Source organism: Iodobacter sp. CM08, from assembly GCF_033446605.1.
Taxonomy (GTDB): domain Bacteria; phylum Pseudomonadota; class Gammaproteobacteria; order Burkholderiales; family Chitinibacteraceae; genus Iodobacter.
Genome location: NZ_JAWQUO010000027.1, coordinates 16,117 through 35,041, shown reverse-complemented (window position 1 = coordinate 35,041; position 18,925 = coordinate 16,117). Strand labels below are relative to the sequence as shown.

Sequence of the window (18,925 nt, the reverse complement as noted above, 5' to 3'; positions counted from 1 at the left end):
ATAACGATCAATCAGCTCTCTTTTCACCAATAAAAAAGCCATTTACACTACTGCGTTTGATCCAATCTGCGGAGTATTCTTCGGCAGCTTTAGGGTGGGCAAAGAAATATCCTTGCACTGCTGGGGAGCCCATCGTACGTAAAATCTGCGACTGATCGAATGTTTCTACCCCCTCCGCCGTCACGTCTAGCTCTAAACTATTGGCCATTTGCATAATTGCAGAAATCAGCCCAACATCCCGCGCCGTACCTGGTAGTGAAATAATAAACGAGCGATCAATTTTAATCCGTGTAATTGGCAAATGCTTCAACAGCGCCAATGATGAGTAGCCAGTGCCAAAATCATCAATCGCCACACTAACACCCAATTCACGCATCCCCTGCACCATTTTTCTAATACTGTGGAAATCTTGCAGCATAGACTCGGTAATTTCTATTTCTAATTGCTTAGGATTAATCTCGTGCCGCTTTAATACGTTTTTTAATTGATTCAAAAAAGCATCGCCACGGAATTGCCTTACCGAAGCATTCACCGCCATCATTAAATCACTACGGCCAAAGACGCTCCATTGTTTAAGCTGAGCCACAGCAGTATCTAATACCCACGCACCTATTGGCTCAATTAAGCCTGTTTCTTCGGCAATGGCAATAAATTTATCTGGCCCAAGTACGCCAAACTCAGGATGATTCCAGCGAATAAGCGCTTCAAAGCCCAATAAACGTGATTCATATAAATCGACCACAGGCTGATAAAACAGTACAAACTCATTTCTTTCTAGTGCGCCATGCATTCCCTGCTCAATATTTAGCCGCGTGCGCACATTCTCTACTAAATCACTGGAGTAAGCACATACGCGGCCTTTGCCTTGGCGCTTTGCCTCATACATAGCACTATCCGCAGCACTTAATAAATCACTAAGTTCATGACCATCCTGCGGGAAAAAAGCTAGCCCAATACTGGCCCCAATAACCAATTTTTGCTCATCAAGCTGAATAGGCTGCGATAGTGCTTTTAATATTTTATTCGCCACCACAAAGCCTTCACTTTGTGTAATGACATCAGGGATCATTACCACAAACTCATCCCCTCCTAGCCGGATTGCCTCATCATGGCGGCGGATTTGATTCACAATTCTGCTGGCTGATTCTTGAATCACCCTATCGCCAATATGATGGCCTAAGGAATCATTAATCGCTTTAAAACCATCTAAATCAATAAACATAATAGCAACGGTACGGCCATGACTTTGTGCCCGCACTAATTCGCTTTGTAAATTTTGATCTAATAAATAACGATTACCAAGACCAGTTAATGGATCGTGATAGGCCAAATGCACCAACTGATGCTCGGCCTCTCTAATGGCCGATATATCAGAAAACGTCTGCACAAATTGTAATACCTCGCCATTTTGATCTCTAACCGTGCAAATATGCAGCAATGTTTGCAAAATATCGCCGTTTTTACATAGGCAACCCACTTCCCCTGCCCAGAAACCACTACTGGTTAATGCAATATTTTTATAAGAAATTATCGGCTCACGGCGATTAATTAAATACTCTTGGCTTGGATGATTAATAACTTCTAATTCTGAATAGCCACTTAGTTTGCTAAATGAAGGATTGACCGACAAAACTAAGCCATTGGCATTTAAGATCATAATAGCTTCGGAAATAGTGCTAAATACAATGCTGGCTTGACGCAACCTTTCTTCCATTTCTTTACGTGGAGTAATATCTCGCAAAGCGCCAATCACAATATGCTGATCGGCAGATCTAATCCGTAAATTGCCAAACATTTCCAGCCATGCGTATTCACCTGAATCACGCCTAGCGCGAAATTCACATTTAAAAAACCCCAGCGTTTGCAGTGTACCCTCCACCCCAAGCAAATCATCAGGGTGTACACGGCTCAGCATGGCTGCCAGCCCCGCCACAAAAGGCTGCAGCCCCGTTCCCCAGATCAGCCGAAATCGCTCATCGCCCGTCAACCGATCAAGCTGAGACTCCCACTCCCATGTGCCAAGCTCTGCCGCCTCAATGGCAATGGCAAGCTTTTGCTCGGATTTAGCCAGCGCCAACTCGGCATCATGCCGAGAGCGGGCAACCTGAATCACCGCATTTAAATCTTTTTTATTATAAGGCTTGGTTAAATAGCCAAAAGGCTTAGCAATTGCAGCACGGCGTACGGTTTTTTCATCGGCATAGGCGGTTAAAAAAATCACCGGTAATTGCCATTGCTCATAAATTTCTTGGCAAGCCTCAATACCATCCCCTTTTCCTTGCAAATGAATATCCATTAACACAAGGCTAGGCTGGTGTGTTTCTACCCCCTGAATTGCTGCATCCATGCTGGTGTAAATACCACAAACCTGATGCCCCATTTCTTGCAGTGTTTGCTGCAAATCTAAGGCTACTACTGGCTCATCTTCAACAATCAGTATGTTTTCGGTGCTCATGGTGAGTGCCCCTAGCTGCTTTATCTTCATTGATCAAAATTTTAAAACAAACCCCAGCTGAAGATGATTCTGTAATCAGCTTGCCCTGCAATTGATTAACAAACATTGGAATAAGCTGAGAGCCAAGGCCGGAGCCTTTTTCCCAACTAAAACTAGCTGGCAAACCACAGCCATTATCACGAACAAATAATTGTAACTCTTGGCTAGGTAAACGACTTAAGCCCACTTCAATTCGGCCTTCTGCACCATTAGGAAATGCATGTTTAATTGCGTTTAAAACCAATTCATTAATCAGCAAACCAAAAGGAATCACTTTGGTAATATCTAAAGTAATATCTGCCACTGCACCAGAAAATTTTAATTGCGTCTTAGTATCGGCAACGCTATAAGTCATATTAATTAAAAAAATCAACCGTGATAAAAAATCAGCCAGATTCACGCTAGAAAGATTATCGGATTCATAAAGTAACTGGTGCACCAAGGCCATCGCGCTGATGCGACCTTGGCATTCGGCAATCGCGGGCATCACCTCTGGCGACACTTTACGTGCCTGCAAATTAAGTAGGCTGGAAACAATTTGCAGATTGTTTTTTACGCGGTGGTGAACCTCATGCAGCAGCGCTGTTTTTTCTTCTAGTGCGTGCTCCAGCGCTTCTACCTGACGTTTTTGCAGCGTAATATCCCGGGCTAGCTTACACGCCCCTACCACCCTGCCCTGCTTATCCCGAAGTGGAGAAATGGTCACCGCCACCTGAACAATATGTCCCTCTTTATGAATCCGCTCTGTTTCAAAAGTAGGAATACGATCTCCCACAATAATGCGCTGCATAATCTGGACTTCATCATCTAGCCGGCCTGCAGGAAACAAGCGTGTTACCGGCATACCAATCGCCTCTTCTGCGGAGTATCCCAACAACTGTACCGCTGCCGAATTCCAACTGGTGATGATGCCATCTAACGATTTAGTAATGATGGCCTCACCTGAGGACTCAATCACAGACAGATATCTTTCTTCAGACTGATGTAAAGCGGCCTCACTCTGATGGCGCTGGGTAATATCCATGCCAGAAGGGATAAGGTGGGTGATATTGCCCTTATCATCACGCAGCGGGGCCAGCATAAAATCGACCCACATCCGGCTATCATTGCGCATACGTACGGGTACATCGTAACGAACCGTTTCACCCAGCCGGCAGCGCTCTATCGCATCAATTAGCTGCTCCTGCACCTGAGCATCATAAGACCACCAATAACAATCCCAGAACTTCTTCCCCCGCACATCTGCCAGTGTGATCCCTGCCGCCGTTAGTGGCGCTTGATTCGCCTCAGATAAAGTGCCATCCAGCTCTAAAACGCCCACAAAAGAGAATAAATTATCTAAAACCTTGAGTAATTTTTTCTGACTTTCCTGCAGCAACTGCTCACCCACATTATCAAGCGTGGAATCCTGAATAATTGCCACCACGCCTCGCACAGCTCCTTCTGTATTTCTCCAAGGAAAATAAGAAGCAAGCCGATGCAAAACCTGCCCATCTGGCCCCTGCACTGCACCGCGGATTTCCTGCTTTAGCAAAGGCCTGCCGGTTTCCAGCACAAAGCGTAGCTTAGGGATAATCACCGCCGCCGCCTGCGGCAAATATTCCTCCAGCTTTTTGCCCATATGCTGGGCTACGCTCACATTATTGAGTGCAGCATGGCGGCTATTGATGCAAACCTGCCTTAGCTCTGCATCTAAAATAGCCACACCAATGGCGACGTTCTCCAAAATCAAAGGGAAGATATCTTGAATATCTTCGGGTGAGAGAAGATGCATGCGATCTCTCCATATAGAATAACCAGCTTACCTTTATAGCTGGTAAATTGGTAAGCACGGAGAAATAAAAATGAAATTAACCGACAAGAATAAAATAATGTTTGCTTATATTTAAGCCCATGGAGCAAAGATGTAATTTGTAATTTACTTACACCGCCCATGCTCAAGATAGTTTTAATCCATTTACCCTGAGCTAAGCCCAATGTCCTTTAATACTAAAACCTGATTATGCCTCTTGCTCAAACAAAGCCATATATTGCATGCAGGCCAATAGACTATAGGGGCGCTGCTTACTGCGCCCTGTTTCGCGAGGGCGCAGCAAGCAGCGCCCCTACAAGTTAACTCTATAAATATTAATATCCTTAGACAAATGACAAAAAATGAGCAAGAGATATAATCAGGCATTAAAATATTAAGCCTCGCTTACCACTAGTAGTGTTCCTATAAAATTGCAGGGCATTGATTAAAAATACATATTTATTTGTGTATTAGGTATATAAAGAATATAAAATATAGAATGAGTAGTCTTCAGTTTTTTCAGAAAATTATTGGGTAAAACATCAAATATTTCAGAAGGCTTTAAATATCTGTTTTCATAATCCTTAAAATGATTATCCCCCCAAAGAATTAAGCAGCCATGGCTGATTAATTTTGAGTATTTATCGATTTACGTTGCCGCATAATCGTCTCTTACCGCCAAACCTTCATCATTAAATAAAACAGATTTTTTGGGGGCTTCATATTATTCTATTTGGAGTAACTGAAAAACCCTAGAAACGTGGCTAATCGCAATCGCCGTCAACTCTAAAAGGCTAGGGCTTGCATCGCTTTTAGGGGGCCTCGAAAAACCTATATTTCTAAATAAGACAAGGCGCGTATTAAAAAAATCGACGCTGCATATGTTTGATATGTAAGGATATTTTTTAATGCGCAACGCAGTATTATGAGATCAGATGGGTTTTTAGAGCTGGCCTTAAAGCCTCACTCGCTTGAGGCTGATCCAGCCCATTTAAAATCATTTGCTCAATCGCCTCATTAAGCTGATTAAAATTAGGCCACTCTATAAATAAAATATTAACCTCCCCTGATTCAATCAGGCGCTGGCTTAGCTTTCTGGCATTATTATTAGAGTGCACATCACCCAAGGCAAGCAAGCTCATCCCGCGCAAACATTCCAAAAGCCGTTCCATTAAAGCACTCCATTTTTTATTAAAGACGTTTTAAACAGTGGTCCATAAACATCCAGAAATAAACTAAAAGCTGCGCTTTTTATAGCTCGCCATATTTAAAGTAAACTATTTGCCCCGCCTAAGTATGGCTGGAACAAGATCGAAGGATAGCAGGTTGCCTCAGAGCGATACTCTATCGCCTAGCTGGTACATAATCCATAATATCTGACTATACTAACGAGGTAAGCGGAATAAAGGAGTAAGTTAATGTCAAATTTAGAACGACATACAGGGGATGTATTTACCCCTCTAAACTGTGAAGGCTGTAGAGATCCAGGATTATTGCCATTTGAATTCACAATGGCGTTTCAACCTATTTTAGATGTAAGCACCATGCGCCCCATGGCTTATGAAGCACTAGTAAGAGGAAGCAATGGTGAGTCAGCCAGCAGTATTCTTGATCAAGTGGATGACAGTAATCGTTATCGCTTTGACCAAGCCTGTCGAGTTAAAGCCATCGAGCTGGCCTCCAAGCTGGGCCTAAGCAAACATGAGGATTGCCGGCTGAGCATTAATTTTTTGCCCAACGCCGTTTACCGCCCTGCTGCGTGCATTCGTGCCACGCTAGAAGCAAGCAAGCGCTTCAACTTTCCCCACTCGCGGCTGATTTTTGAAGTGACTGAAGGCGAAAAAGTGCGTGACAGCGGCCACCTTAAAGGGATTTTCGAAGAATACCGCCGCCAAGGCATGATGACCGCCATCGACGATTTTGGCGCAGGCTATGCAGGATTAAACCTACTCGCCCAATTTCAGCCGCATATCATCAAACTAGACATGGAACTGACCCGCGACATAGGCACAGACCCAGTGAGGCAAGTCATCGCCGAAGCCGTAACCCTAGTCTGCAACAAACTAGGCATCCACATCATTGCCGAAGGCATCGAAACACAGAGCGAAGCGGATTTCCTCAGCTCATTAGGCATTAACTGGCAGCAAGGATTCCTGTACGCCCAGCCAGAAATCGAAGGGCTGCCCTTGCTTAGCAATAAAATGTAAGGCGTGTTTGGATAGATGACACAACAAGCAAGGGAAGGCGTATTTACAAGCCGCGAACCATATAGGAAAACGCGGGTTGCACCCCATGTGCACTAACCAATTTTAGTGCCTTCGGCACGTTGATTTTGGTGCGGGAATCCCCCGCGTGGGACTCCCTTTCTTGAACGGCCAAGAAAGTAAGCAAAGAAGGCCGCCCCGACCAGCACGAGGGCCCCTCACTGCGGATAATCGGCTCGGCGAAAAAGGCTGCGCGCTCGCTGCCTCGCTACCCCTTTTCCGAAACCCCGAGCCGCTTATTCCTCGTTCGGCGTGCTTCAAGGGGATTTTAAGCCCCGTGCTAAGCGCGCGTCATTTTGATGATTCATTGTTTGCGTACATAAAACCAAATTGGTTAGAGCCTATGGGAGTGCACCCGCCCTACGCCTTGCCATAGAAAATTTCAGACGAAAGCCAGCTTAATGGTACCCCCCACAAAACCACCTCACCTAGCATTGTTTAGCTTTAGCTTTGGATTTAGCTTTGGATTTGGCTTTGGATTTAGCTTTGGATTTGGCTTTGGCTTTGGCTTTGGCTTTGGCTTTGGCTTTGGCTTTGGCTTTGGCTTTGGCTTTGGCTTTGGCTTTGGCTTTGGCTTTGGCTTTGGCTTTGGCTTTGGCTTTGGCTTTGGCTTTGGATTTGGCTTTGGATTTGGCTTTGGATTTGGATTTGGGATATTTTCGCTCCCAGCCATTTAATTTACATAGCAACACGTAGCACGGGGCTTAAATCACCCCCTTGAAGCACGCCGAACGAGGAATAAGCGGATCGGGGTTTCGGAAAAGGGGTAGCGAGGCAGCGAGCGCGCAGCCTTTTTCGCCGAGCTGATTATCCGCAGTGAGGGGCCTTCGTGCTTCGTGGGGCGGCCTTCTTTTGGTTCTTTTCTTAGCCGTTAAGAAAAGAACGCCCCCGCGGTGGCTACCGCTCCAAAATTAACGTGCCGAAGGCACTAAAAAGTACAGATCAAACACACCATCAATTCAATCTATTTCAGAATAAACAGGCAATCTTAGATGCTTTATTGTGCCAAGTTCTCGATTCAGCATTGCACGTTGGGCAGATAAAACATGCCCAACCTACCGTGCTGCAAAACCCAAATCTTGAACCACGGAGGACACAGAGAACACGGAGTTTCACGGAGAAAAACAAAGACGGAGATAAACCATTAAGGTTTGGATTTGGATTTGGATTTGGATTTGGGATTGGGATTGGGATATTTTCGCCCCCAGCCATATGAATTTATATCGCAACACGTAGCACGGGGCTTAAATCTCCCCTTGAAGCACGCCGAACGAGGAATAAGCGGATCGGGGTTTCGGAAAAGGGGTAGCGAGGCAGCGAGCGAGCAGCCTTTTCCGCCGAGCCGATTATCCGCAGAGAGGGGCCTTCGTGCTTCGTGGGGCGGCCTTCTTTGCTTACTTTCTTGGCCGTTCAAGAAAGTGAGTCCCACGCGGGGGACTCCCGCACCTAAATCAACGTGCCGAAGGCACTAAAAAATACAGACCATAACAAACCATCAATTCAATATATTTTGGCAATGCCGTCAGCAAACCAAAATTAATTGATTTAAATAAAAGCAGGCAAACTTAGTGAATTTATTGAGCAAGACGCTAAATTTACCATTGCACGTTGGTCAGATAAAACATGCTCAAATTATTATACTAAAAATACCTTTTATTTTTTAATTAGCGAGTAAAGAGTGAGACCTACATTTTCATATTCCATCGCAAAACGTAGCGGAATTCACCCGCCCTACGAAATACCCAATCTGCAAACTATATCTCTATATATTTTAATTCATACGACCCACGGCATATTTTAGCTTGAAACAATTTAATGCCTGAGCCTTCAATTAATTCACAAACGTTGTTTTTATTATCCTTTGCAACTCTAGCTCCCAAAACTACACTTTTTATTTTATCCCTACCGAAATAATATTCAGACCCATTCGGTTTATTCCTTCGACTGGCTCTAGAACCGCCTGTATTTAAAAGGACTTGATCCGTAATGGTTTGCCCTTCCTCATTAGCCATTAATGCCAACCTTGATTCTTTCTCATAAGCCCAGAAATTAGCCTTTGTCAAAATTAATTTCTCCCACAAACTAATACTACCACCTAAACGCCAATCTACAGGCACAACTGGGTAGCTATCAGTATATAAAACAGGCTTAGCTAAAGAGAAAAGACCCACATCACTCTCGAACTCTATACACACGCCCTTATGAGAATCTGCATATAATGACCACAATAGTGGATTATTCTCATCACTAGATAAAGAAACAATTCGGGCAAATTTTGAGCAATGCATATTAAAACTTTTTTCAATATCTTCTAGCCTTTTCCCAGGGTTACTTGCCAACAAATGACAAAATTGCTTCTTGGCCATCATCCTATTGGCAGGAGAATAACTTTTTGAAAATTTGGACTCTTCAAACACATATTTCGAATAGCCATCAATATCAACACCATCCATTTTTATACAGAGTTTAGTTTCATATGGATCATTTAAAACATGAGGAGATGCACCAAAGATGTACCCATCAAGCAAAATTGATTTTAAATACTCATCTATTCTCGTGTACTTATATAGCATCAAATACCTCATATCAAAAAGGCCACCCAAAGGCAGCCTTTCTAATTCAATTAAATATCAATCCCAGCTCAACGCCCCACCAGTCTGATACTCCGTCACCCTAGTTTCAAAGAAATTCTTCTCTTTCTTCAAATCAATCATCTCGCTCATCCATGGGAATGGATTGGTGACGCCGGGGAACATTGGCTCTAGGCCGATTTGTTGCAAACGGCGATTGGCAATAAAGCGCAGGTATTCTTTGAATTGCGATGCATTCAGGCCCAGCACGCCGCGGGGCATGGTGTCTTCGGCGTAGGCGTATTCCAGCTCTACACCGCGCTTAAATAGACCGTAAATCTCGGTTTTAAATTCTTCAGTCCAAAGCTGTGGGTTTTCCATTTTGATGGTGTTGATCAGATCAATACCAAAATTGCAGTGCATGGATTCATCGCGCAGGATGTATTGGTATTGCTCGGCCGCGCCGGTCATTTTGTTTTGGCGGCCCAGCGCCAAGATTTGCACAAAGCCCACATAGAAAAATAGGCCTTCCATAATGCAGGCGAACACAATAATGGAGCGCAGCAATTGCTGATCGGTTTCTAGCGTGCCGGTTTTAAAGCTTGGATCGGTTAGGATATTAATGAAAGGAATCAGAAATTCATCTTTATCGCGGATCGAGGCCACTTCGTTGTAGGCGTTGAATACTTCGCCCTCGTCTAGCCCTAAGGACTCAACGATATATTGATAAGCATGAGTATGGATGGCTTCGTCGAAAGCTTGGCGCAGTAAAAACTGACGGCATTCTGGTGAGGTGATCTGGCGATAGGTGCCCAAAACAATGTTATTGGCAGCAAGGCTGTCAGCCGTAACAAAGAAGCCCAGATTGCGTTTGACCAAACGGCGCTCGTCATCGGTCAGGCCGTTCGGGCTTTTCCACAGCTCAATATCGCGCTGCATATTTACTTCTTGTGGCATCCAGTGGTTTGCACACTGCGCCAAGTATTTTTCCCATGCCCATTTGTGCTTAAACGGCACCAGCTGGTTAACATCGGTGGTGCCGTTAATCACGCGCTTATCTGAGGCATTTACGCGTTTAGCGGTAGCCGCATCAAGATTGATGGCTACGGCTGGAGTGCTGATTTCGTCGTCAAAATTAAGCATATTACTGATCCTATCTTTCACTTAAGGTGTTGATACTTACTGAGCTAAGGTGCCGAGTAGCTGTGTTTTAATATTGGATAAATCTTGAATGCCGTACTGTTGGCCCAGCGCGTAAAAATCACGCACATGTTGATCGCTCAGCTTAAGGCTGGATTGAAAGCTCAGTGCAAGATGCACTTCGCCGAGGTAAACCACGTCTCCAGCCTTTACAGAAAAACTTTTGCCCAGTGGCAATGAGTCGTGGCGCTGCTGTGGCCAGCCTGCGGCGGTATAAGACCAATCACCAACGGCTTGCTCAGCGGTGTACTCACCTGGGGTCAAGGCCAGTACATGCAATTTACCGATGGCGTTTTTATCTGGCGCGGCTATGGTATCGGTCTGAATGCTGGCGTTTAAATCAATATTGCCCTTAGGGCCTTGTAAGCGTAGCCAAGCGGAAGCGCCGTCTTGATCAAAAGAATTCAGGGTTAAAGAAACAATGGCGTAAGCCTGCTCTGGCGGAGGGCTTAATTTGCCTTGTACTACCGCAATCGGTGCAATCGCACAGCCATTTAATAGCAGCGCACAGCTGAGTAATAAACCTTTAAACATATAACAACCTTTTACTGCAATAAGCGGGTGGCAATCTGACTTGTATCTTGCACGCCCCACTGCTTAAGTTGATAAAAATCGCGCGTGGATTGATCGCTATACGCCAATGTTGCAGCAAAATGAAGTTGGGCGCTGATCTCACCTAAATACAGCACTTCACCCGCAGCAATTTTAAACGACCGATCAAGCTGAAAATGCTGTTGCCCACCTCGGCCATTGCTACCTTTTGCGGCCCAATTACCCCAAGCTTGGCTCAGCGTATAGCTACCCGCTGCCAGCGGCAAAACCCACAAACGGCCACGGGCTTCACCCGCAGGGCCAGCGATGCTATCGCGGCTGATATCTGCCCGTAAGCTATGCCGGCTATGGGCCCCCAGCAGCTCAACTTGTAAATCAGCCTGATCTGAGGAAAGCGATTGCAGCGTTAAAGCCAGCACCACATAGCCTTGACCTGCGGGCGCTTGTAAGCGGCCATTTTCTATTTGCAATGTATTTTGCGGGCTGCAAGCGGCTACTAAGGCGCTAGCAACAGCGGTAAAAGCTTGCAAACAACGGCTAAGTAAACTCACTTGGCGATGCAAGCAATGCGCAATACTTCGGCGCGCCAGCGGGCTTTATCCGCGTCTGGCAGCCAAGAGGCCTCAAAGCTGTGGTTAATCAGTTGAATAATTTCACTCGCAGATAGATCCATCGCGGCGCGGCAAGCCAATAAATTAGCGTTTAGATAGCCGCCAAAATACGCTGGATCGTCAGAATTCACCATCGCGCATAGCCCTGCTGCCAACAAATTACGTAAATTATGCTGGGCCAGATCATCCACTACGCAAAGTTTTAAATTGGAAAGCGGGCAAACGGTGAGCGGAATACGCTCCGTCGCCAAGCGCACCACAAGGGTGGCATCGTCAGTGCAGCGCACGCCATGATCAATACGCCGCGCACCCAATACATCTAGGGCTTCGGTAATATATGAGGCTGGGCCTTCTTCACCGGCATGGGCCACAGCAGGCAGGCCTAGATCGCGGCAGCGCTTAAATAATTTCTGGAATTTGGCAGGCGGATGACCCAGCTCACTGGAATCCAAGCCCACGCCGTCGATTTGCGCCAGATAAGGCAGCGCGGCATCTAAGGTGGCCCTGCCTTCTGCTTCAGAAAGATGGCGTAAAAAGCATAAAATCAGCTTAGAGCTAATCCCCAGCTTATCGGTGGCATCATTTAAAGCGCGGGTAATACCACGAATCACCACGCCAATATCAATGCCACGTGCGGTGTGGGTTTGCGGATCAAAAAAGATCTCGGTATGCACAATATGATCGCTGTAAGCGCGCTCGCAATACGCCCAAGTCAAATCGTAAAAATCTTCTTCGGTAATCAGTACGCTGGCACCGGCGTAGTACAAATCTAAAAACGATTGCAGATTATCAAAACAATAGGCCGCGCGCACTTCTTCTACACTGGCGTATGGCAGCTTGATGCCATTTTTGCGAGCCAGCGCAAACATCATCTCAGGCTCTAAAGTGCCTTCGATATGCAGATGCAGCTCGGTTTTAGGTAAAGCGAGGATCAGTTGATCGACAGGGTGCAGGGCTTCGGTCATTTGACTCTCAAGGTATTTTTTTCGGTATTGTAGGGTGGACAAAGCGTTTTACCTTGCCCACGCGGTGGATACGCGATACTCAAACTGGGCATCGCGCGTGGGCACAAGTGCCCACCCTACATGTTTACTGGCAGCTCTCGCACTCTGGATTATCAATCGAGCAGAATTTCATATCCGTTGCTGGTAGCTCTGCATCAATCGCTGCCATGGTTGGCGTGGCGCTGATCGAGTTGGCACCGGCTGCAGATGACTGGGTGTAGCCACCGTCTACCGCTACCGCATTCAGCTCACCACCGCTGCCGGTGGATTTTTCTGCTGCCGTGGCGGCCATGGTGCGTAGGTAGTAAGTGGTTTTTAAGCCACGCAGCCATGCAAATTTGTACAGCTCGTCCAGTTTTTTGCCCGATGCACCAGCAAGGTAGAGGTTGAGCGATTGGCCTTGATCGATCCACTTTTGGCGGCGCGATGCGCATTCAACCAACCAGTTTGGATCCACTTCAAACGCCGTTGCGTACAAGTCACGCAAGTCTTGCGGAATGCGCTCTACTTTAGATACCGAGCCATCAAAGAACTTCAGATCAGAGATCATGACGGCATCCCACAGACCGCGCTCTTTTAGATCACGCACTAGGTATTCATTCACCACGGTAAATTCACCTGACAAGTTTGATTTCACAAACAAGTTTTGGTAAGTCGGCTCGATACACGCCGATACGCCGATGATGTTGGCAATGGTTGCCGTTGGCGCAATCGCCAAGCAGTTTGAATTGCGCATGCCGTGGTTGCGGACATGTTCACGCAGCTGTGTCCAATCTAAGCGTGAGCTGGTATCCATTTCTAGATAGCCACCGCGCTCTTCCGCCAGCAACTTAATCGAATCTTGCGGCAAGATGCCACGATCCCACAGGCTGCCTTTGTAGCTTGGATAAGTACCGCGCTCTTTGGCCAGCTCGGTAGATGCCCAGTAAGCGTGATAAGCCACGGTTTCCATGGATAGATCGGCAAACTCAACCGCTGCATCCGAGCCATAAGGCAGGCGCAGCATGTGCAAGCAATCTTGGAAGCCCATAATGCCCATCCCTACCGGGCGATGCTTCAAGTTGGATTCGCGCGCTTTACGCACTGGGTAGAAATTAATGTCGATCACGTTATCCAGCATGCGCATCGCTGTTTTGATGGTGCGGGACAACTTATTGGTATCGAGTTCGCCGTTCTTGATGTGGTTCACCAAGTTCACCGAGCCAAGGTTACATACCGCAATTTCGTTCTCGTTGGTGTTCAGGGTGATTTCTGTACACAGGTTTGAGCTATGAACCACGCCAACGTGCTGCTGCGGGCTGCGAATATTGCAAGGATCTTTAAAGGTGATCCAAGGATGGCCAGTTTCAAACAGCATGGACAGCATCTTGCGCCATAAGCCCAGCGCAGGAATCTTCTTAGCGATCTTCATTTCGCCGCGCGCGGCTTTTGCTTCGTAAGCCACGTAGGCTTTTTCAAAGTCTTTACCAAATTTATCGTGCAAATCTGGCGCTTCGGATGGGCTAAATAATGTCCAATCCGCGCCCTGCATCACGCGCTTCATGAATAAATCAGGAATCCAGTTGGCGGTATTCATATCATGCGTGCGGCGACGATCATCACCGGTGTTCTTACGCATTTCTAGGAATTCTTCGATATCTGCGTGCCAAGTTTCAAGGTAAGCGCACACCGCACCCTTACGCTTGCCGCCTTGGTTTACGGCTACGGCGGTGTCATTCACTACTTTCAGGAAAGGCACAATCCCTTGAGACTTACCATTGGTGCCCTTGATATGGCTGCCCAACGAGCGCACAGGTGTCCAATCGTTACCCAAACCACCAGCATATTTAGACAGCAGCGCGTTTTCTTTCAGCGCTTCGTAAATGCCTTCTAGATCATCAGACACGGTGGTGAGGTAGCAGCTAGAAAGCTGGCTACGACGGCTACCGGCGTTAAATAGCGTTGGGGTGGAGCTCATAAAATCGAAGCTAGACAAGACGTTGTAGAACTCGATCGCACGCTCTTCGCGGTTGATTTCATTCATCGCCAAGCCCATCGCTACGCGCATAAAGAAGCTTTGTGGCAGCTCGATGCGCGTGTCTTCGATATGCAGGAAGTAACGGTCATACAGGGTTTGCAGGCCAAGATAGCCGAATTGGTAATCGCGGCTATGATCCAGCGCCGCGCCTAATTTGGCTAAATCGTACTGAGCGAGGTTTTCATCAAGTAGCTCAGCATCGATACCGCGCTTGATAAATTGCGGGAAGTAATCAGCATACTTAGACGCCATTTCTTCGTGGCTGACTTCCTTGCCCAAGACTTCAGAGCGCAGATTGTTCAGCAGTAAACGCGCGGTGACAAAGCTATACGCTGGGTCTTTTTCAATCAGCTGACGCGACGACATAATCAGCGCGCGGCGAACTTCTTCTGCCGGTACGCCGTCGTAAACGTTTTTTAAGGTTTCAGCCAACATCGCAGCTTGATCGGTAGTGCCTTCCAAGCCTTTGCAGCAAGAAGCGATCAGCGCTTTTAATTGCGCTAAATCGAGCGGGCGGCTGCTGCCATTTGGGTACAGCACATTGATTTCGTGATGATGCTCAGGCTCAAAGCGCGAATGACGCTCTTTGCTGCGCTCTTCGCGATACAAAACATAGGCGCGGGCCACATCGTGCTCACCGGCACGCATCAGCGCCAGCTCGACCTGATCTTGGATATCTTCAATATGAATCGCGCCGCCTTCTGGCTTACGACGCATTAGCGCCGAAACAACAGATTCAGTCAGCAAGATGGCTTTTTGACGTACAGCGGCACTAGACGCAGCATCGCTACCGAGCACAGCGATAAAGGTTTTGGTCACTGCTACGGTGATTTTGTTCGGTGCAAATGGCACCACCGATCCATCACGGCGAATGGTTTTGTAATCGGCATAGCTGCTGTGATTTTGAGCAGTATTAACGCTATCGGTCATAGGGCTCTCATTAATGTAGTGGGCAGGCAAGGCGGCTGCGTCTTGCTGTGGATAATTCTGTGGATTTCTTGTGGAGAAACACTATATGTAGTGTCCCTCAAGAAGAGTTAACACAAATACTAGTGTCTTTAGCCCAGTTAGGCAAGCAGATGACAAAGGAGAAAATGTACAGCTGGACGGTGCAAAAAGGCAGTTCCAGTAAAGCCGTGTATTTGTGGCGGCTTAACCGCGTTTGTAAAAAAATACCTGCCGAAAAATAAGCCTGATTCCACGATTATGCACAGATTAAAAACAACACATTGCCGCAGCAAGCTCAACGAACAGATCCCTAACAGCCGATTGCCTAATAAACAATCATTCGGTGTTTTTAAGCTGCCCTAAATTGTACAAAATTCAGCCCGCCTAACTCGTTTTTCCTACTGTAGGCCTTGCCTTTTTCTAGGGCGATTTTTTCTAATACGGCTTACATTCCATTGCATACATAAGAATATGCTTACGTATTATACGTTACTTTAAATGTCCGTTTGATTCCCATAGAATAAGCGAATCTCAGGCCTGCAGCATCCCGCTCTAAGCCAGCTCTCGTTTTATTTTTAGGACTCTCTTCTATCGTGCCCTCTTCTTTTAAACCTAAAAAATCAAACACTGCTTTTCAAAACATTCAATTTTTCAGCAAAAAAACAATCAGCCTCAGTGTGCTGCTCGCCATTAGCGCGTGTGGAGGAGGTGGCGGTTCTTCTGAGCCAGGCTCCACCAGCACGGTTGCCACCACAGCCTCCACGCCCGTAGTCAGCACCCTGCCACCTGCAACGGCCTTTACCATTGAAAACATCAGCCCGCTAGAAGCCAGCGAGAACGAAAAACTTACCGTAACAGGCCAAGGATTCACGGGCATCAAGCAGGTTGTTATGGGCGGTGTTGAGCTGGGCTTTAAGCTTATTTCAGACCAGCAAATAGAAGTCATGCTTAATGATGCGGCACAATCGGGCGAGCTGGAGCTGCGCAAAGAAAACAGCAGTGTGCAGGCCCGGCAAAGAGTCATCATTGCCGAGCCACGCGTGCTTGAGTTATCCGGCACGGAGCTAAACACAGGTGAAACACTGATTTTGCGTGGACGTCAGCTAAACCAGCTGAAAAGCGTACGCTTAGGCGGGGTGATGCTGCCAGGGATTAAACAGTCTGCCACTGAATACTATGTCAGCATTCCGGACACGGCACGTTCAGGCTACCTGACTTTAGAAGATAAACGAGGCCGACAACAGACTCTGCCGCAAGTTATGCAGATCTGGCGGCCAGTGGCCCAGCCCGAGCTGCGCCCTGCCTTTGGCTTTGCTGGGCAAACCATTAGCATCACCGGCCAAGGCATTGATCAAGTTGAGCAGCTTTTATTTACCCCTAACCAGCGCGCCACCATCAAAAGCCGCTCAGAAAATCGCCTTGAAGTAGAGATTCCTGAAAAAGCCCTCAGCGGCCCACTGACCTTTGCATGGGGCAAAAACACACTAACTAGCCAAGTGCGTTTTGAAATTGCCACACAAATCAGCGCAACGGGCATGTCCCCACTGAGTGGACCTGCCAATACCTTACTCACCATTAGCGGCAACGGGCTGGATGCGGTTAGCAGCGCTAGCATTGGTGGAATCAATGCACAGCTAATCAGCAAAACAGCCAGCAGCATTACGCTGCTAACGCCTGCCAACGGCGAAGGCGAGGTGGTTTTAAAAGGCAGCATGCAGCAGTTGGTTTCCGCCGGATACTTTAGATTAGTCAGACCCGTCGCGCCGCCTGTTGCCCCTCCGGGCACAACACCGACCACTCCCCCAGTAACTCCACCAACCGTGCCTAAAGCCACGATTGAGCTAGAAAGCATTGCTCTGGTACAAAATTACTCGCAGCTCGCTGGCACGCAGTATCAGCGCTTGGTGCAAGGCAAGCCTGCCATCGTACGGGCGAATATTTCTAGCCAAGCGGGCAAACTTGCCAGCCCTCGGGTCTGGCTAAGCGCCACGATCAATGGCGTACCACAAGGCCAAGCCATCGCTATGACTGGGCCTGCCTTCGTGCCTGCTTCTGTATTACAAGCCAAGCTAGAGCAAAGCTTTAATGCCCGTCTGCCAGAGCAATGGATTAAGCCGGGCTTAAGCCTGCGGATTGAGGCAGATCCAGAGCTGCATGTCAGCAGCGGTGCCAGCAGAACAATCACCCCAGTCGTGGGAAAACCAAGCAATATGGATTTGGTGATTGTGCCGCTGCAACTGAGCGACGACGGCCAAGGCGCCGCTGTCCGGGCACAAGCCCCTGCTACTGCCTCTGTGCGTCAGATGCTCAGCCGGGTTTTCCCGCTGGCCGACAGCACAATCAACGTTAGTATCCGTGGTGCTTACCAAGTTACCTCGATCCAATCCACACAGGATATGAAGTACATAGATAATATCCGCAGCGGATCTAAGGGTTGGAGTAGCGTGCTGGCCGAACTAGAGCAATTACGGGTTAAAGAAGGCAATGCCCGCCATTACTACGGCCTAGTGCCAGACCCAGACTTTAGCGGCGGCACCGCAGGGCTGGGCTATGTGAATGCAAAAAACACATCCTATTCTGCCCACTCCGCTATTGGCCTTGATGCTCGCCACGATGACGACCTCAGTACCATGGGGCACGAGCTGGGCCATAATCTGAGCCGAAGCCATGCACCATGCGGCGGAGTAAGCTCATATGACATTAACTTCCCCTACGCGGGCGGTAAAATCGGCAATACGCTACCTTATGATCCGCAGACCAATACCTTGCTGACGCTAGATGAAGCGAATAACGGCGATCTAATGGGTTATTGCGGCGGGAAATGGTTCTCTGATTACAACTACAGCAAAATTCAGGATTATCTGGAACAGCGTAATTATGATCAGCCTAAGCTTGCGGGCTTCTCCATGCCGATGAGCCTGATGGATATTTCTGGGCGTATTTCGGCTGGCGGCGCAAGTATTAATCCGGTTTCACTGCGTAGCGGCACCGCCCCTGAAGCCTCCAAGGGCGAGTATGAATTGCATATTGTTTCTGCCAGCGGCAAAACAATTATCCAGCCCTTTAATCCAGTAGAAGTAGCGGATACGCCTCAAGCCGAGCAGCATTTCTTTGTGAGCATCCCAAAAGTGGAGTCAGTCTTGGCGATTGAAGTCTGGCGCAAAGGCAAACAGCTAGGCAGCAGCAAGCTGCAAAGTAGTGCGGGGGTAGGAGCAGGAACGGCCAATGGCGCACAACTGCAATGGCAAGAAAGCGCCGGAAAACTGCAAATCAGGTGGAATGCAGGGCAATACCCACACCTAAGCGTGCTATACAGCGGCAAAACACGCCAAGTACTGGCCAATCAAGCGCAGGGCGGCCTGCTTACGGTAGACACCAAAGCACTGCCAGCAGGTGGGCAGTTTGAAATATCGCTCTCTGACGGGCTAAATCCGCGGTTGATGTATATCAAACGCTAGGAGTAAAGTATCAAA

Annotated in this window: 12 protein-coding genes; 2 read left to right on the top strand and 10 right to left on the bottom strand. The window is 47.5% G+C overall.

Going from position 1 to position 18,925, the window contains the following annotated elements; all coding sequences use genetic code 11:
- Nucleotides 1-7: 7 nt before the first annotated feature.
- The 3 genes from R6242_RS15430 to R6242_RS15420 form a co-directional block, all read right to left on the bottom strand.
- Nucleotides 8-2,455 (bottom strand): EAL domain-containing protein, encoded by a 2,448-nt coding sequence (locus R6242_RS15430; protein ID WP_318428409.1) that lies wholly within the window; start codon nt 2,453-2,455, stop codon nt 8-10.
- The gene (locus R6242_RS15425) at nt 2,427-4,268 is read right to left on the bottom strand and encodes a PAS domain S-box protein (protein WP_318428407.1); all 1,842 of its coding nucleotides are present in this window, start codon (nt 4,266-4,268) and stop codon (nt 2,427-2,429) included. The genes R6242_RS15430 and R6242_RS15425 overlap by 29 nt, the downstream gene beginning before the upstream one ends.
- A 941-nt stretch (nt 4,269-5,209) precedes the next feature.
- Nucleotides 5,210-5,458: a hypothetical protein gene (locus R6242_RS15420; RefSeq protein WP_318428406.1), complete on the bottom strand. Its 249-nt coding sequence runs from the start codon at nt 5,456-5,458 to the stop codon at nt 5,210-5,212.
- Nucleotides 5,459-5,704: 246 nt separating this feature from the next.
- Between R6242_RS15420 and R6242_RS15415 the strand changes: the two genes are divergently transcribed.
- Nucleotides 5,705-6,493, top strand: a complete 789-nt coding sequence (locus tag R6242_RS15415; protein ID WP_318428404.1) for an EAL domain-containing protein — start codon at nt 5,705-5,707, stop codon at nt 6,491-6,493.
- 485 nt (nt 6,494-6,978) lie between these two features.
- On the opposite strand, the gene R6242_RS15410 is transcribed toward R6242_RS15415, so the two are convergent.
- The 7 genes from R6242_RS15410 to R6242_RS15380 all read right to left on the bottom strand — a co-directional run bounded on the left by R6242_RS15410 (nt 6,979) and on the right by R6242_RS15380 (nt 15,434).
- Nucleotides 6,979-7,242 carry a hypothetical protein gene (locus tag R6242_RS15410; protein WP_318428402.1) on the bottom strand — a complete coding sequence of 88 codons (264 nt, stop codon included), beginning with the start codon at nt 7,240-7,242 and terminating at the stop codon, nt 6,979-6,981.
- 1,062 nt (nt 7,243-8,304) lie between these two features.
- Nucleotides 8,305-9,123: a DUF2971 domain-containing protein gene (locus tag R6242_RS15405; protein ID WP_318428400.1), complete on the bottom strand. Its 819-nt coding sequence runs from the start codon at nt 9,121-9,123 to the stop codon at nt 8,305-8,307.
- 57 nt (nt 9,124-9,180) lie between these two features.
- Nucleotides 9,181-10,263, bottom strand: coding sequence for a ribonucleotide-diphosphate reductase subunit beta (locus R6242_RS15400; protein ID WP_318428398.1), 1,083 nt, complete (start codon nt 10,261-10,263; stop codon nt 9,181-9,183).
- 36 nt (nt 10,264-10,299) lie between these two features.
- Complete coding sequence (locus tag R6242_RS15395; RefSeq protein WP_318428396.1) at nt 10,300-10,854, bottom strand: hypothetical protein; 555 nt, start codon at nt 10,852-10,854, stop codon at nt 10,300-10,302.
- An 11-nt stretch (nt 10,855-10,865) separates the two neighbouring features.
- Nucleotides 10,866-11,423 (bottom strand): hypothetical protein, encoded by a 558-nt coding sequence (locus tag R6242_RS15390; protein ID WP_318428394.1) that lies wholly within the window; start codon nt 11,421-11,423, stop codon nt 10,866-10,868.
- Nucleotides 11,420-12,448 (bottom strand): adenosine deaminase, encoded by a 1,029-nt coding sequence (locus tag R6242_RS15385; RefSeq protein WP_318428392.1) that lies wholly within the window; start codon nt 12,446-12,448, stop codon nt 11,420-11,422. The genes R6242_RS15390 and R6242_RS15385 overlap by 4 nt, the downstream gene beginning before the upstream one ends.
- A 124-nt stretch (nt 12,449-12,572) precedes the next feature.
- Complete coding sequence (locus R6242_RS15380) at nt 12,573-15,434, bottom strand: ribonucleoside-diphosphate reductase subunit alpha (RefSeq protein ID WP_318428389.1); 2,862 nt, start codon at nt 15,432-15,434, stop codon at nt 12,573-12,575.
- Nucleotides 15,435-16,129: 695 nt separating this feature from the next.
- Here R6242_RS15380 and R6242_RS15375 point away from each other — a divergent pair.
- Complete coding sequence (locus R6242_RS15375) at nt 16,130-18,910, top strand: IPT/TIG domain-containing protein (protein ID WP_318428387.1); 2,781 nt, start codon at nt 16,130-16,132, stop codon at nt 18,908-18,910.
- Nucleotides 18,911-18,925 lie beyond the last annotated feature (15 nt).